We start from the raw sequence: 13,350 nt of genomic DNA, 5'->3' as shown, positions 1-13,350 counted from the left end.
TGCAGTGGTTACCCGGTGGTCGGTGTTCCCGCGATCGTCGACGCTTTTGCAAACTGCTCCCCGGCATACTTCAACCAGTGGTATCAAGCATCCGATAGATCGGCGATTTTTGGTATCGCAGGCTCGGGTGGAAGGATCCCAGCCGGGCCATCATGGTCAAGCAATAGCTTGATATTAAACGAAACCTCTTTTGCATCTGGTTGTCTGATGCACTAATTTCGCACAATAAATCCTTGTCAATCTTCTATGACGTTGTGACTGACGTAGGGCATGGATGACATTCATTGAGACAATCCCCGAAGGATTTCGTTTTCGGCATCCCGAATGGCTTGCTTCGGTGATTTGCCACCGAACACCGCGTCGTGGATTTCGCGGCCCAAGGTTCTCTCGATCAGGTTGAAGGCGGGAACTGGCGGGCGTGACCATGTCACGAGTTCGTTGCGCCGTGCCATCTGGTCGACCATGCGGACGATGGGCGATGATGCCAGTGCTTCTGGATCTGCACAGACCGAAAAGCGTGGGGCCACGGGGAACCCGTTCTTGACATGCGCCTTCATCGCCTCAGGAGAGACCATCCATGCGATGGCGTTGATGATCTGCCGCTGGCGAGCTGGGTTCACATTCGCCGGAATCGTCATCAAAAATCCCCCGATCGGGGCCGCCACCTTGCCCATGCGGCGGGATGGCGGCGACAGGTAGGCCACCCTGCGCGTGACGCGTGAACTCAGCTCATGTTCGAAGCGCGCCGCACGCATGGTCCAGCAATAGGCCATGCCGGCCTGGCCGGACATGAAACAGGAAATCCGCTTTTCCCAGTCCATGTTCGCGATGTCGGGGGGCGATACTTCGGCCAGTTGCTTCATGTAGTCGATGACTTCCAGCGCATCGCTGGTATCGATCTGGAGCTTTAACCGTTCGAAGCGATCGAACCGCCACCTGTCCTGATTGTGCAGCGGCATATCGATGACGGTCTTTTGGCAGGCTGCAAGGAAGAACATGAACGAGTTGGCGATCGGCATGCCGCGTTGGCCATTCCACGCGATGCCATAGAGTTCGGACGCGGGACGATGCAATTCGCGGGCAGCACGAATCGTGTCGTCGAAAGTCTTCGGGAAGGCGATACCCTTGTCCTCGAACAAGTCGCGTCGTGCGGCCAGAATCTCGATCGTGCAATACAGCGGAATGCCGTATTGCGTGCCGTTCCAGTTGCCCGTTCCCCATACGGACGGATGAAAATCAAGCGCGTTGATCGCGGCGTCGGTCAAAAGCTCATCGAGCGGTGCAAGCAGGCCCTTTTCCGCGAATTCCCCCAGCCAAGGCATATTGAGTGATACCACGTCGTGCGCTGGCGATGCACTTTGCCCGGTGGCCAGCGCATTGGCATAAAGGTCGGGCAGGCGCTGCAGGTCAAAGCTGCTTTTGCGCCCCAGATCGTTGCGGAAGTCCGACCACATGTTCCGCATGGATGTGAAGTAATTGTCGTCGTTCAGCAGGAAACGAATGTCGTTCGGCACGCTGCCGCCGATGTCATGGGTCTGGATGGGCGAAATGATCTGCGACGCGAAGTAGCTGCCGCCGAAGTAGTATTCGTTCGCTTCGGTGCCTTTGCGCAGACCGAAGGTCTGGGCGAGATGCGCTTTGACGTGGTTTGCGTAGTCCATGAACGCGCTCAACAACCGTTCGGAGGGTTGCAGGAAATGGGTCTTCAGCCCGTGGCCGCGCGGTACCTGCTGGATCAGCGCGTCGGCGATCATCTTCGTGACCATCCGATTGCCCGTGCTGTAGGGGACGCGAGCCAGCGCGATCAGGCCGGATTTGTCCACGGGGCGGTCGCGCAGCTGCGCATCGACCAGTTCCAGCACGATATTCCAGAAAACATCCGGTTTCGCATCCGGCATCTGGTCGTCGAATGGCATGCGAAGCTGCCGCAAAAAGTCGACGATCCGCGATAATTCGTGGCTGGTGAGTTCGGCCTTTGGGCCGTGTTGTGGAATTTGCTGGTTCATCCCGACACCTTACAGTTTCGCCTTGCCCCCGCGCCATTTCACCAAAGCGAAGAAATCGTCGTCGTTCAACCCGGCTTTGGCCGCATCACGGTATTGTTCCAGGATGAGAGAAGTGACGGCCTGTGGCACGTCATGCGCGTGCGCGGCATCGGTAATCAGAATGAAATCCTTGATCATTTGTTCGACGGAAAACGCCGGTGTGAAGTCGTCTGCGACGATGGCATCTGCCTTGTAGGCCAGCAATGGTGAGGCGACAGCACTTTCGCCCACGACATCCATCATCGCCCGGCGGTTGAGCCCGCCGCTTTCGCCAAGCGCGAGTGCCTCTGCCATGATCGCGGATGTCGCACCGACAAGCGTATTCAGGACAAGCTTCATGTAGCGGGCCTCTTCGCCGCCGCCCAGATAGAAGCGCCGCGCCGAGAGATGTGCGAGGTAGGGCTCGACCGTGTCCCATGCCGCTTTGTCGCCGGACGCAAGAACCGTCAAGGCGGCCTTTTCTGCCAGCGCCGTACTACCTGACAAGGGTGCGCGGAGATAGTGGATATTCCTTGATTTCAAGGCTGCTGCCACCTCCGACGAACAGTCCGGCGATACCGTGCTCATTTCCACGAAAATCGCCCCGGGGTGCAGAACGTCCGCCAGTCCGGGGGAGGTTTCATCGCCGAAAACAACGTGCCGCAGCACCGCATCGTTGGGGAGTGTCGCAAAAACGATGTCGGATGATCGGTGCCGTGATGCGTCGGCCGCCACAGTCGCCCCAACGCCGGCAAGCTCTGCTACAGCCTGAGCAACAGGGTCCGTAACCGCGACGGGGATGTCTTGAGCCAACAGATTACGGATCATCGGGGCACCCATCTTTCCCGCGCCGATCCATCCCACCGCCAAGACCGCGCCTGTCGCTTTGACGTCGTCAACTTCAATCCCCACGATCTGCTCCTCCGGGCATGCTACCGCGACACGTTATGCCAGCGGGGTGGGCTGGCGATGTCGGAATTTATCCGTTTCGGATAAATCATTCGGATATTCTCCGAAGCGGAGAGATAGGCTCTTGGAGTGAGGCACGGCTTGGAGCAACGTTGCCTTACCGAAGACACGGAGGAGGAGAGACCAGATGAAGGCAGTGCGTTTCCACGGAGCAAAGGACATCCGCGTTGAAGATGTGGCAGAGCCGTCAGGCGATCTGGCCGCCGACGATGTGCTGATCGCCCCCTTCGTCACAGGCATCTGCGGCACCGACCTGCACGAATACATCGCAGGCCCGATCGTGACCCCGCAAGAACCGCATATTTATACCGGCGCCACAAACCCGCAGATTCTGGGCCACGAATTTTCCGCCAGGGTACTGGCCGTCGGGTCCGGTGTGGATCACGTTTCCGTAGGAGACCGCATCTCCGTTCAGCCGCTGCTGTCGCCGCGGGGCGACTATTATGGCAAGCGCGGGCTCTATCACCTCTCGCCGTCAATGGGCTGCGTCGGCCTGTCGTGGGCTTGGGGCGGCATGGGCGAGAAGGCCGTGATCAAGGATTATAACGCGCAGCCTGTGCCGGACAACATCACGGATGAACAGGCAGCGATGATCGAACCTGCGGCTGTTGCGCTTTACGGTGTTGACCGTGGCGGCGTGACGGCAGGATCGACAGTGCTGGTGTCGGGCGCCGGCCCCATCGGCGCACTGACCGTATTGGCGGCCCACGCCGCCGGTGCTGCGACGATCATCGTGTCCGAAACCAACCCCAATCGTCGCCGCATCATCAAGGAAATTGCTCCCTATGCGTATGTTGTCGACCCGCGCGGTCAGGACCTCGCAGCTATCGTGGGTGATCTGACCGAAGAAGGCGTCGGCGTTGATGTTGCGCTGGAATGCGTAGGGTTGGAGGTATCGCTGAATGCCTGTGTCCACGCTGTGCGCCGTCAGGGCCGCGTCGTGCAGGTCGGCCTGCACATGAAACCTGCCAGCATCGACGCGATGCTGTGGGCGCTGAAGGATATCACGGTCGAGGCGACCTGGTGCTACCCGACGCAGATCTGGCCCCGGATCGCCCGGATGATCGCTGCAGGGACGTTCCCTGTCGAGAAGGTCATTACCGCCCGCATCAACGCCGAGGATGTCGTCGCCAAGGGGTTCGAAGCACTGCTCGATCCTGCAGGCGAACACCTGAAAATTCTCGTCACCACCTGAATTGACTGAAACTGAGAAAGACCTGATTTCATGACCAAGAACATCGCACTGATCGTCGGCGCGACCGGCTTGTCTGGCAGCTATACCGGACGCCAGTTGAAAGACGCGGGCTGGACGGTCGTGACCGTATCGCGCAGCGCCGTGGATCTCGACTTTTCCGATCGACATATCGCTGCCGATCTCGAAGATGCAGCCGGTGCGAAAGCCGCGCTGCAAGAAGCGCAGGATGTGACCCACGTGTTCTATTGCACCTGGTCGCGTCAGGCGTCCGAAGATGAAAACGTCCGCGTCAACGCCGCGATGATCCGCAACCTGTTCGACGGCATAGCCGATGCACCCGTGCAGCACGCGGCACTTGTCACGGGTCTGAAGCATTACCTCGGGTCGTTCGACGACTATGCCAAGGTTACGCCCTACACGCCGTTTCTGGAAAGCAGCCCGCGCCTGCCGGGACCGAACTTCTATTACGCGCAAGAGGATGTGCTGTTCGAGAAAGCAAAAGAGCAGGGCTTTACCTGGTCCGTCCACCGTCCGCACACGATGATCGGCTTCGTCGTCGGCAACGCGATGAACATGGCCGTGACGCTGGCCGTTTATGCCAGCATCTGCAAGCACACGGGGCGACCCTTCGTCTATCCCGGCTCGCCAGAGCAATATAACGCCGTCACTGATGTGACCGACGCGCGCATTCTGGCAAAGCAGCTGCAATGGGCCGCGACCACGCCGGAGGCCGCTGATACACCATTCAACATAGTCAACGGAGACGTGTTTCGCTGGACATGGCTCTGGCAGCAGATCGCGGATTACTTCGATGTGCCGGTGGCGGATTACCCGGGCCACACCACACCGCTTGAAGAAACAATGTCGGACGCCGCCGACATCTGGGCCGATATCGTGGCCAAGCACGGCTTGCAGGACATTCCGGTCGGCAAGCTGGCGTCCTGGTGGCATTCGGATGCCGACCTCAGCCGCACGCTGGAATGTTTTACCGACATGACCAACAGCCGCGTGCTGGGCTTTGATGCCTACCAGCCGACGTCTGCCAGCTTCTTTGACGTCTTCGACACGCTGCGCGCGCAGAACATCATTCCCGCCTGAAGGACCAGACCGATGCATTACGTGATCCATTGCCTTGACCATGATGGTGCCGTTGCAAAGCGGCTTGCAAATTACGAGGCGCACAAAGCCTATCTGGCCGCCGCTACCGTCAAGACGCTGGTGTCTGGCCCGCTGCTGGCGGATGACGAAGAAACGATGATCGGCAGTTGTTTTTTGCTTGAGGCGGACTCTCTGGCCGAGGTTGAGGCGTTCAACCAGAACGATCCGTTTCATCATGCGGGGCTGTGGAAAACCGTCTCGATCCGGCCTTTCGCCAAACGTGTGGACAATCGCTGATGTCTGGTCCCGTTGGTATTGCGCTGGTCGGAATGGGCTGGTGGGGGCAAAAGATGCTCAACGTGCTGCAAGCCGCCCCTGAAGAAATCAGGGTTGTCCGCGCCGTTGAACCGAACGAAGCCACGGTGCGCGAATTGTGCGACAGCAAGGGCATCCCGCTATCCGCCGACTATGCCGATGCGCTGAACGATCCGGCGGTCGAGGCCGTCGTGCTGGCCACGCCGCACAGTCTGCATACCGACCAGATCGCGCAGGCCGTGGCGGCCGGAAAGCACATCTTTTGCGAAAAACCGCTCGCCCTGACCAAGGTGGAGGCGGAAACATCGGTAAAGCTTTGCGCCGATGCGGGCCTGGTGCTGGGCATGGGCCATGAGCGCCGGTGGGAGCCGCCAATCGCCGACATGCTGGCGAAGGCGGATGCGGGAGAGCTGGGTCGCATCCATCAGATCGAATCCAACTTCAGCCACGACAAGTTCCTGTCGCTTGATCGTGACAACTGGCGGCTGAAGGCGGATCAGGCACCGGCGGGCGGCATGACGGCGACAGGTATTCACCTGCTTGATCTTTCCGTCCGTCTGCTGGGACGTGCCGAAAGCGTGCTTTGCATCTGTGAACAGCTTTCAAGCGATCTGCCGCAGGGCGACACTGTAGCGGCCTATGTCAAATTCGCGGGCGGTGGGACCTCCTATGTTTCGGCCTCGCTGGCCAATCCGTTCATGTCCCGCTTTACGGTCTATGGATCGAAGGGCTGGATCGACATTCGCGACAAGGCCCATGTCGAAAGCCCCGACGGCTGGATCGTGACGTCCGCCATGGCGGGCGGGCCGATCGAGACAGTCGAAATCGGCAAGGCCGAGCCGGTGAAAGATAACCTTGTCGCCTTTGCCCGTGCCGTGCGGGGACAAGAGGCCTACCCGATCACCGGTGATCATCTTGTCAATAACATTGCCCTGCTGGAAGCGGTTTTTGCATCCGCGACCAGCGGCCAAATCGAACGCGTGGCCTGAACGGCCAATACGGGAGGATACGATATGAAAGCCCTGATTTTCGATGAGCCAAACAAGCCTGTCGTGACCGACGTCCAGACACCCGGCATCACCGAGAATGAGGTGATGATCCGCACCAGCCGTGTCGGCATCTGTCATTCGGATTATGAACTGCTATCGGGCAACTACATCATTCCGATCAGCTATCCCGTGACCCCTGGCCACGAATGGGTGGGCGAGGTCGTCGAGGTGGGATCGAACGTCAAAAGCCTCAAAGCGGGCGACCGCGTGGTGGGCGAATGCGTCATCAATACGCCTGAGCGCATCCATCATTTCGGCTTTTCCATGGACGGCGCAGACCGCGAGTATTTCGCGGCGCGCCCCGAATGGCTGCACAAACTGCCCGACGGCGTCGATGATGCAAAGGGTGCGCTGATCGAACCATTTACCTGCGGGTACTACGCGGTGCTGCGGCACGGCGGGGTGGATGCGTCGCAAACGGTCGTGATTTCCGGTGGTGGCACCATCGGGCTTGTGTCGGCGGCTGCGGCCATCGGAATGGGCGCGCGGGTTATCGTGGTTGATCCGGTTCCGCTACGCCGCGAGATCGCGATGAAGCTGGGTGCCGATGCGACCGTCGATCCGACTGCCGGTGATCCGATCGAGGCTGTCACAGAGATTACCAAGGGCGGCGCTGATCTGGTCGTTGAATGTGCAGGCCATGCCGCATCGCTGGCGAATGTGTTCGACTACGCACGGCCCGAAGGTTTTGTGTCGATGGTCGGTATCAACATCGGCCAGAAATTTCCGGTGGAGCTGGGCAAGATCCAGATCAAGGACCTGACTGTACGCGGCTGCATTGGCTCTCCCGGCGTCTGGCCCGGTGCGATCAGGTTTCTGGAGCGCACGGGCCTCGACCTCTCGCCGATTCAGACGCACAGCTTCGGGCTGGATGACGCGGTGGCGGCGTTCGATCTGGGCAAGAACCCCGAGAAGGCCGTCAAGGTCACGCTGAACATCGGCTGAAAGAAAAAAGGGGAGGGAGCAGAACATGACTCAGACCGCAGACATCGCCGCCCCCCGTTTGGGCCTGACGCAGATCCCTCTTGCGCGCGGCTTCGTCACGGTCGCGGCGTCGACCATCGTGCTCGTGATCCTATGCCTGATTTTTGCTCCCTCGGCTGTGTCCTACGGTGGCCTGGCGGGTAGCCTGCCGTTCGCTGCCGTTATCGCCATCGTGGGCCTTGGGCAGATGCTGGTCGTGCAGCAGGGCGGGTTCGATCTGTCATTGGCGGGTGGAGTATCGTTGTCGGTTGTGATGGTCACGCACTATCCGTCGGGCGACAACGCCCAGTTGCTGCCTGCGGTGATGATTGCTTTCAGTCTGGCCATTGCGGCGGGTCTTGCGAATGGTTTTCTGGTCGGTGTCATGCGGCTGAATGCAATTGTCGCTACCATCGGGATGAATGCGCTGCTTTACGGGGTCGTCTTTGCCGTATCTGGCGGCGTGCCACGCACGACCACGCCACTTCTGGCGCAAATTGCGGGCGGCAAGACGCTGGGCATTCCGCATGCGGTCTTCTTCGCGCTGGCAATCCTTGCCCTCGTGACATTCGTGATGAAGAAAACTGCCGCCGGGCGCCGGTTCGAGGTGATCGGGGCCAATCCGCTGGCCGCCCATGCGGCGGGGCTGCGGGTACGGCTGTATCAGGCGATGGCGTACGTTTGTGCGCAGCTGCACTACTGCGTGGCAGGCATCATGATTGCGGGGATCACCCGGGAACCGACGGCTTTCCAAGGCGACGCTTTGCTGCTGCCATCCGTCGCGGTGGTGGTGCTGGCAGGCACGTCGCTGCTGGGTGGGCGGGGCTTTCCGGTCACAACCGTGATTGCGGCGTTTTTCTTAAATCTCCTGAGCCAGTTCGCACTTTCGGTCGGGGTGCCGTTTTCGGCCCAGACCATCATTCAGGCCTTGGCGCTTGTTTTCGGGATCGGTGTCTATTCGATCCAATGGCGCCGCCAAAATACGATCAAAGAAAAGTCCAAAATGGAGGTTACGGACAATGCTTGATAACACACTGAAAATCGCAGTCTCGGCACTTGCACTGACAGTTGGTGCAACCGCTGCCATGGCGCAAGACGTGCCAAGCTGGTGCGGCCCGAACGAGGCATCGCTGGCGCTGCTCGACGGCTTCGGCGGCAACAGCTGGCGGCTGGTCACGACAGCATCGGGCGCTGAAGAAGTCGCCAAATGCCCCAGCATCACGCAATTCGAATATGCGGACGGCCAGGGCGATACGCAAAAGGCGATCTCCGACATCAATTCGATGGTCGCACGTGGTATCAATGCGTTGGTGGTCTTCGGCGATGCCGGCCCGGCGGTCCTGCCGGCCTTGACCAACGCCTATCGCGCGGGTGCCATCGTGGTGCCCTACCGCGTCAACGTGGGCGGCGAAGCCGGCACCAACTATACCAAGTTCATCGGCTCGTCCTTCAAGGATGACGGCGTGAACTGGGGCAACTGGATCAAGGAACAGCTGCCGGATGGCGGCAACCTGTTGTTCCTGTCGGGCCCCGCAGGCAACAGCCAGGGCGTGGATGAACTGGCCGGTATGAAGGAGGTTCTGGACGACAGCTATGTCTTCATCAACCCCGAACCCTTTGCCGTCACCAATTGGGACCCGTCGCTGACACAGCAGGTCCTGTCGGCTGAAATCGCAAAGAACGACCAGATCGACATGATCGTGTCCGACTTTGGTCCATCACTGGTCGGCGCGCTGCCCGTATTTGCGGAATTCGGCCGGTCCATCCCTGCCATTGCGACGTCTGACGGCAATTCTCTGTCGTGCTTCTGGGCAGAAAATCAGGAAGCCAACCCGGATTTCAAACTGTTCACGGTCGCGACCGGCAACGACAACGTAAGGCTTGCGGTGCAGTGGGCCGTGGCCGAAGCGACGGGCGGCACGCCGCCGACTGATGAAATCTTCAAGGCACCTGTTTTTGAAGACTCCGTCAGCGGCACGCCAAACCCTGTTGACTGCCGCCCGGAACTGCCTGGTTCGATCTACCTGTCTGCGGAAATGACGGGCGAAGATCAGGCGAAAGCCGTCGGGCAGTAAAAGATACCGGTCCGGGCGCAATCCGCGCCCGGATCCTTTTCAAAACTGACGCCATCGCAGGACAGTTTATGACAGTGATCGACACAATCACCGCATCTGAAACAGGCCATAACCCTGTTACGGCCCCGGCGCTGCGACTGACCGGCGTGACCAAGTATTTCGCCAGCGTGGCGGCGCTTGTCGACGTTTCTGTTGATATCTATCCCGGAGAGGTCCACGCGATCCTTGGAGAAAACGGCGCTGGCAAGTCGACGTTGATGAACATCATTTCCGGCGTGCTTCAACCGTCCGAGGGTAAGCTGGAAGTCGCGGGCGATCCCGTATCACCGATGACTCCGTCCCGTTCGACCGAGCTGGGTATTTCCATTGCCTATCAACATCCGGCCGTCTTGAACGACCTGACTGTGCTCGAAAACCTCCGCGTTGCCTTGCCAGACGAGGTCTTTGCAGGAGGTGACAGCCTGAAGATTGCGCGCGATATGCTGGATGCCGTGGGGCTGCATGTGCCGTTGAATGCGCGCGCCGCCGATTTGCCGGTGCCGCAGCGCCATCTACTGGAGATCGCAAAGGCGCTAGCGGTTCAGCCGCGTATCCTGATCATGGATGAACCAACGGCAGCACTGGACCAAGATGCGACCGACATGCTGTTTGCCCGCATTCGCGCACTGGCGGCGCAAGGCACCGCCGTCATCTACATCACGCACCGCATGGCGGAACTGCGCCAAATCGCAGACCGTGTCACGGTTCTGCGTGACGGTCGGATGCGCGGCACATCGCTGGCCAACGACGTGACCGATCAGGCGCTGCTTGACATGATCGTCGGGCGGTCGCTTGTGTCTGCCTTCCCGCCCAAAGCGACAGGCGCTGCCGCGACAATCAATTTCGCGGTGAGGGGGCTGACAGGAAAGAACTTCAGCGATGTCAGCTTTGACGTCGGTCGTGGCCGGATCATCGGGATAGCGGGTGTCGACGGAAACGGACAGGCCGAACTGATGCGCGCCCTTGCGGGCCTGCTGCCTTATACTGGGCAGGTGCTGCTGAACGGTGATGCACTGAAAGCCGACACGCTGTCCCGCACTGCCGCCTATATGCCCGCCGACCGACATGAAGAAGGGCTGGCGACGGACCTGACCGTGCGCGAAAACGCGACCTTCACGGCACTTGACCGGTTTGCCAGCGGCGGTGTGATGAACCGAAGCCGCGAACTGGCGGACGTCCGCGACATTTTTGGACAGCTTGCCGTCAAGACGCCGGGGCTGGACGCAAAGGTCCTGTCGCTGTCGGGCGGCAACCAGCAAAAGATCGTCATGTCGCGCGCGCTGCTGTCGCGTCCCGGCTATATCATCGCCGACCAACCGACGCAGGGCGTCGATGTTGGTGCAAGGTTCGAGATTTACCGCATCCTGCGCGAAGTGTCCGACGCAGGCACGCCCGTCATCGTCAATTCGTCTGATGCCGCTGAACTTGAAGGCTTGTGCGACACCGTCGTCGTGATGTCGCGTGGCCGCGTGGCACAGGTGTTGGAAGGCGACGCGATCACCGAAGAACGGATCGTTGGTGCTGCCGTGCAGGCTGAAACCCATGCACCGAACATGGGGGAACCGACGGTCCAAGTGCAAAAGTCACGTGGCGGCTGGCGGCATCTGGTGCAAAGCGACAACGCGACAGCGATCCCGCTGGCGGCGGTGATCGTGCTGCTTGGACTTTATGTCTTTGGTCAGAATGCAAACTATCTGTCGGCCTTCAACATCTCGAACATCCTGCTGCTGGCGACTGCTCTTGGCTTTATTGCGATGGGTCAGACCATTGCCTTGCTGATGGGCGGTATCGATCTGTCGGTTGGGCCTTTGGCAGGGTTCCTTGTGGTTGTGGGATCATTCTTCATCAATGATGGGCAGGGGGCGTCGACAATCGCGCTGGGCTTTGTGCTGATGTTTGCCTGCGCGGCTGTCGTCGGCGCGGTGAACGGCAGCCTGATGCGCTATGCCAACTTCACCCCGATCGCCGCGACCTTGGCGATGTATATCGGGTTGCAGGGTCTCAGCTTCGTGCTGCGTGATGGCCCCGGTGGCTACATCAATTTCACGGTGATGGACTGGCTGACATGGAAGCTGGGGCCGATCCCGGTTGCGTTCATCGTGCTCATTGTATTCGGCATCACGGCAGAAATACTGTTGCGCCGGTCCCGTGGCGGCTGGCAACTGCGTGCAGTGGGGTCGGAAGAAGGGGCCGCCCGCCGGCTTGGCGTGCGGGTCGATCGCGTATTCATTCTTGGCTATGTTGCCGTATCGCTGCTAACGGCCTGCGGCGCGGTCATGCTGATGGCCCAGATCGGCGTTGGCGATCCTTCGCAGGGCATCACCTACACCCTGTCGAGCATCACGGCAGTCGTTCTGGGCGGCACCAGCCTGCGCGGCGGGCGTGGCACGTTCATCGGCACGATCCTCGGTGCGGTTCTGTTGACCGAAGTGCTGAACGCCGTGTCTTTCCTCGGGCTGTCGCAAGCCTATCAATACTTCTTTCAGGGCGCGCTGATTGTCGTGGCCGCACTGATCTACGCCACCGCACGTAGCCGGGCAGAGGCACCGGCATGATGCGTGAATTCATCTATCAGGCCGCACCATCGCGCGTGATTTTCGGTGCCGGCACATTGTCGCAGGTCAGCGCAGAGGTGGCGCGTCTCGGCTGCAAACGCGCCTTCCTGCTGTCGACCGCGTTCCAGGCGAAAGACCTGACCGCGCTGGCGGAACAGCTTGGACCACTGGCCGCAGGGCAATTCAATGATGCCGCGATGCACACCCCGGTCGCGGTGACGGAAAAGGCGCTGGCGGCCTATGATGCCTGCGGTGCCGATTGCATCGTGGCGCTGGGCGGCGGTTCCACCATCGGGCTGGGCAAGGCCATCGCCTGGCGCAACGACACGCCGCAGATCGTCGTCGCCACGACCTATGCCGGGTCAGAGGTGACGGATATTCTGGGCCAAACGAAGGATGGCGAAAAATCTACCGTCCGCGATCCGAAGATCAGGCCAGAGGTGGTAATCTACGACCCCGCCCTGACAACGGGACTGCCTGTCGCGATGAGCGTGGCAAGCGGCTTGAATGCCATGGCTCATGCTGTCGAAGGGCTCTATGCACCAGACGCCAATCCTGTCACATCCTTGCTGGCTGTCGAAGGCATCCGCGCCTTGCGCGACGCGCTGCCCGCAATCGTGACTGACCCGACCGATATAAACGCCCGCAGTGCCGCACTTTATGGCTCGTGGCTGTGCGGTGTGGTTCTGGGATCGGTGGCCATGTCGCTGCACCACAAGCTGTGTCATACGCTGGGCGGCACTTGCGATCTGCCGCACGCCGAAACCCACGCGATCCTGCTGCCCCACACGGCTGCCTACAACGCCCCTGCCGCGCGCGATGCGCTTGCCCCTGCTGCCGCGCTTTTCGGCGGAGACCTGGGCGGGGGTCTTCATGATCTTGCCCGCGCGCTGGGCGCGCCGCTGGCGTTGAAGGACCTCGGTCTTGCGCGTGATGACATTGCGAAGGTGGCCGGACTGGCAGTGAAGAACCCCTACGCAAATCCGCGCGACGTGACGCGCGATGGCATCGAGGCACTGCTGACGCGGGCCTACGAAGGCGCCCGTCCTGAGAGCTGACCCAAGAAAG

11 protein-coding genes are annotated in these 13,350 nt (G+C 60.4%); 9 read left to right on the top strand and 2 right to left on the bottom strand.

The window, feature by feature from the left end:
• Nucleotides 1-281: 281 nt before the first annotated feature.
• Together LGQ03_RS06030 and LGQ03_RS06025 are read right to left on the bottom strand one after the other, a co-directional pair.
• Complete coding sequence (locus tag LGQ03_RS06030; protein WP_226747669.1) at nucleotides 282-2,006, bottom strand: ABC transporter substrate-binding protein; 1,725 nt, start codon at nucleotides 2,004-2,006, stop codon at nucleotides 282-284.
• A gap of 9 nt (nucleotides 2,007-2,015) precedes the next feature.
• Nucleotides 2,016-2,936: an NAD(P)-dependent oxidoreductase gene (locus LGQ03_RS06025; protein WP_226747668.1), complete on the bottom strand. Its 921-nt coding sequence runs from the start codon at nucleotides 2,934-2,936 to the stop codon at nucleotides 2,016-2,018.
• A 184-nt stretch (nucleotides 2,937-3,120) separates the two neighbouring features.
• On the opposite strand from LGQ03_RS06025, the gene LGQ03_RS06020 reads away from it, so the two are divergent.
• The 9 genes from LGQ03_RS06020 to LGQ03_RS05980 all read left to right on the top strand — a co-directional run bounded on the left by LGQ03_RS06020 (nucleotide 3,121) and on the right by LGQ03_RS05980 (nucleotide 13,340).
• Nucleotides 3,121-4,188 carry a 2,3-butanediol dehydrogenase gene (locus LGQ03_RS06020; protein ID WP_226747667.1) on the top strand — a complete coding sequence of 356 codons (1,068 nt, stop codon included), beginning with the start codon at nucleotides 3,121-3,123 and terminating at the stop codon, nucleotides 4,186-4,188.
• A gap of 30 nt (nucleotides 4,189-4,218) precedes the next feature.
• A complete protein-coding gene (locus LGQ03_RS06015; protein ID WP_226747666.1) occupies nucleotides 4,219-5,286 on the top strand; it encodes an SDR family oxidoreductase in 1,068 nt (355 codons plus the stop codon).
• Nucleotides 5,287-5,298: 12 nt separating this feature from the next.
• On the top strand, nucleotides 5,299-5,583 hold the full coding sequence (locus LGQ03_RS06010; RefSeq protein ID WP_226747665.1) for a YciI family protein: 285 nt from the start codon (nucleotides 5,299-5,301) through the stop codon (nucleotides 5,581-5,583).
• Nucleotides 5,583-6,590: a Gfo/Idh/MocA family protein gene (locus tag LGQ03_RS06005; protein ID WP_226747664.1), complete on the top strand. Its 1,008-nt coding sequence runs from the start codon at nucleotides 5,583-5,585 to the stop codon at nucleotides 6,588-6,590. The genes LGQ03_RS06010 and LGQ03_RS06005 overlap by 1 nt, the downstream gene beginning before the upstream one ends.
• Before the next feature lie 24 nt (nucleotides 6,591-6,614).
• Complete coding sequence (locus tag LGQ03_RS06000; protein ID WP_226747663.1) at nucleotides 6,615-7,595, top strand: zinc-dependent alcohol dehydrogenase; 981 nt, start codon at nucleotides 6,615-6,617, stop codon at nucleotides 7,593-7,595.
• A 25-nt stretch (nucleotides 7,596-7,620) separates the two neighbouring features.
• Nucleotides 7,621-8,640 carry an ABC transporter permease gene (locus LGQ03_RS05995; protein WP_226747662.1) on the top strand — a complete coding sequence of 340 codons (1,020 nt, stop codon included), beginning with the start codon at nucleotides 7,621-7,623 and terminating at the stop codon, nucleotides 8,638-8,640.
• Nucleotides 8,633-9,688: a substrate-binding domain-containing protein gene (locus tag LGQ03_RS05990; protein ID WP_226747661.1), complete on the top strand. Its 1,056-nt coding sequence runs from the start codon at nucleotides 8,633-8,635 to the stop codon at nucleotides 9,686-9,688. The genes LGQ03_RS05995 and LGQ03_RS05990 overlap by 8 nt, the downstream gene beginning before the upstream one ends.
• Nucleotides 9,689-9,756: 68 nt before the next feature.
• Nucleotides 9,757-12,282: an ATP-binding cassette domain-containing protein gene (locus LGQ03_RS05985; RefSeq protein ID WP_226747660.1), complete on the top strand. Its 2,526-nt coding sequence runs from the start codon at nucleotides 9,757-9,759 to the stop codon at nucleotides 12,280-12,282.
• Nucleotides 12,279-13,340, top strand: a complete 1,062-nt coding sequence (locus LGQ03_RS05980; protein WP_226747659.1) for a maleylacetate reductase — start codon at nucleotides 12,279-12,281, stop codon at nucleotides 13,338-13,340. The genes LGQ03_RS05985 and LGQ03_RS05980 overlap by 4 nt, the downstream gene beginning before the upstream one ends.
• Nucleotides 13,341-13,350: the final 10 nt, after the last annotated feature.

It is taken from the genome of Loktanella gaetbuli (genome assembly GCF_020531945.1).
Lineage (GTDB): Bacteria > Pseudomonadota > Alphaproteobacteria > Rhodobacterales > Rhodobacteraceae > Loktanella > Loktanella gaetbuli.
The sequence above is the reverse complement of the archived record's forward strand: the minus strand, read 5'-3'. Positions and strand labels throughout refer to the sequence as shown.

What these genes read in the sequence shown, in the direction of transcription:
- LGQ03_RS06030 (WP_226747669.1), bottom strand. Translation starts at nt 2,006, where the DNA reads ATGAACCAGCAAATTCCACAACACGGCCCAAAGGCCGAACTCACCAGC.
- LGQ03_RS06020 (WP_226747667.1), top strand. Translation starts at nt 3,121, where the DNA reads ATGAAGGCAGTGCGTTTCCACGGAGCAAAGGACATCCGCGTTGAAGAT.
- LGQ03_RS06015 (WP_226747666.1), top strand. Translation starts at nt 4,219, where the DNA reads ATGACCAAGAACATCGCACTGATCGTCGGCGCGACCGGCTTGTCTGGC.
- LGQ03_RS06010 (WP_226747665.1), top strand. Translation starts at nt 5,299, where the DNA reads ATGCATTACGTGATCCATTGCCTTGACCATGATGGTGCCGTTGCAAAG.
- LGQ03_RS06005 (WP_226747664.1), top strand. Translation starts at nt 5,583, where the DNA reads ATGTCTGGTCCCGTTGGTATTGCGCTGGTCGGAATGGGCTGGTGGGGG.
- LGQ03_RS06000 (WP_226747663.1), top strand. Translation starts at nt 6,615, where the DNA reads ATGAAAGCCCTGATTTTCGATGAGCCAAACAAGCCTGTCGTGACCGAC.
- LGQ03_RS05995 (WP_226747662.1), top strand. Translation starts at nt 7,621, where the DNA reads ATGACTCAGACCGCAGACATCGCCGCCCCCCGTTTGGGCCTGACGCAG.
- LGQ03_RS05990 (WP_226747661.1), top strand. Translation starts at nt 8,633, where the DNA reads ATGCTTGATAACACACTGAAAATCGCAGTCTCGGCACTTGCACTGACA.
- LGQ03_RS05985 (WP_226747660.1), top strand. Translation starts at nt 9,757, where the DNA reads ATGACAGTGATCGACACAATCACCGCATCTGAAACAGGCCATAACCCT.
- LGQ03_RS05980 (WP_226747659.1), top strand. Translation starts at nt 12,279, where the DNA reads ATGATGCGTGAATTCATCTATCAGGCCGCACCATCGCGCGTGATTTTC.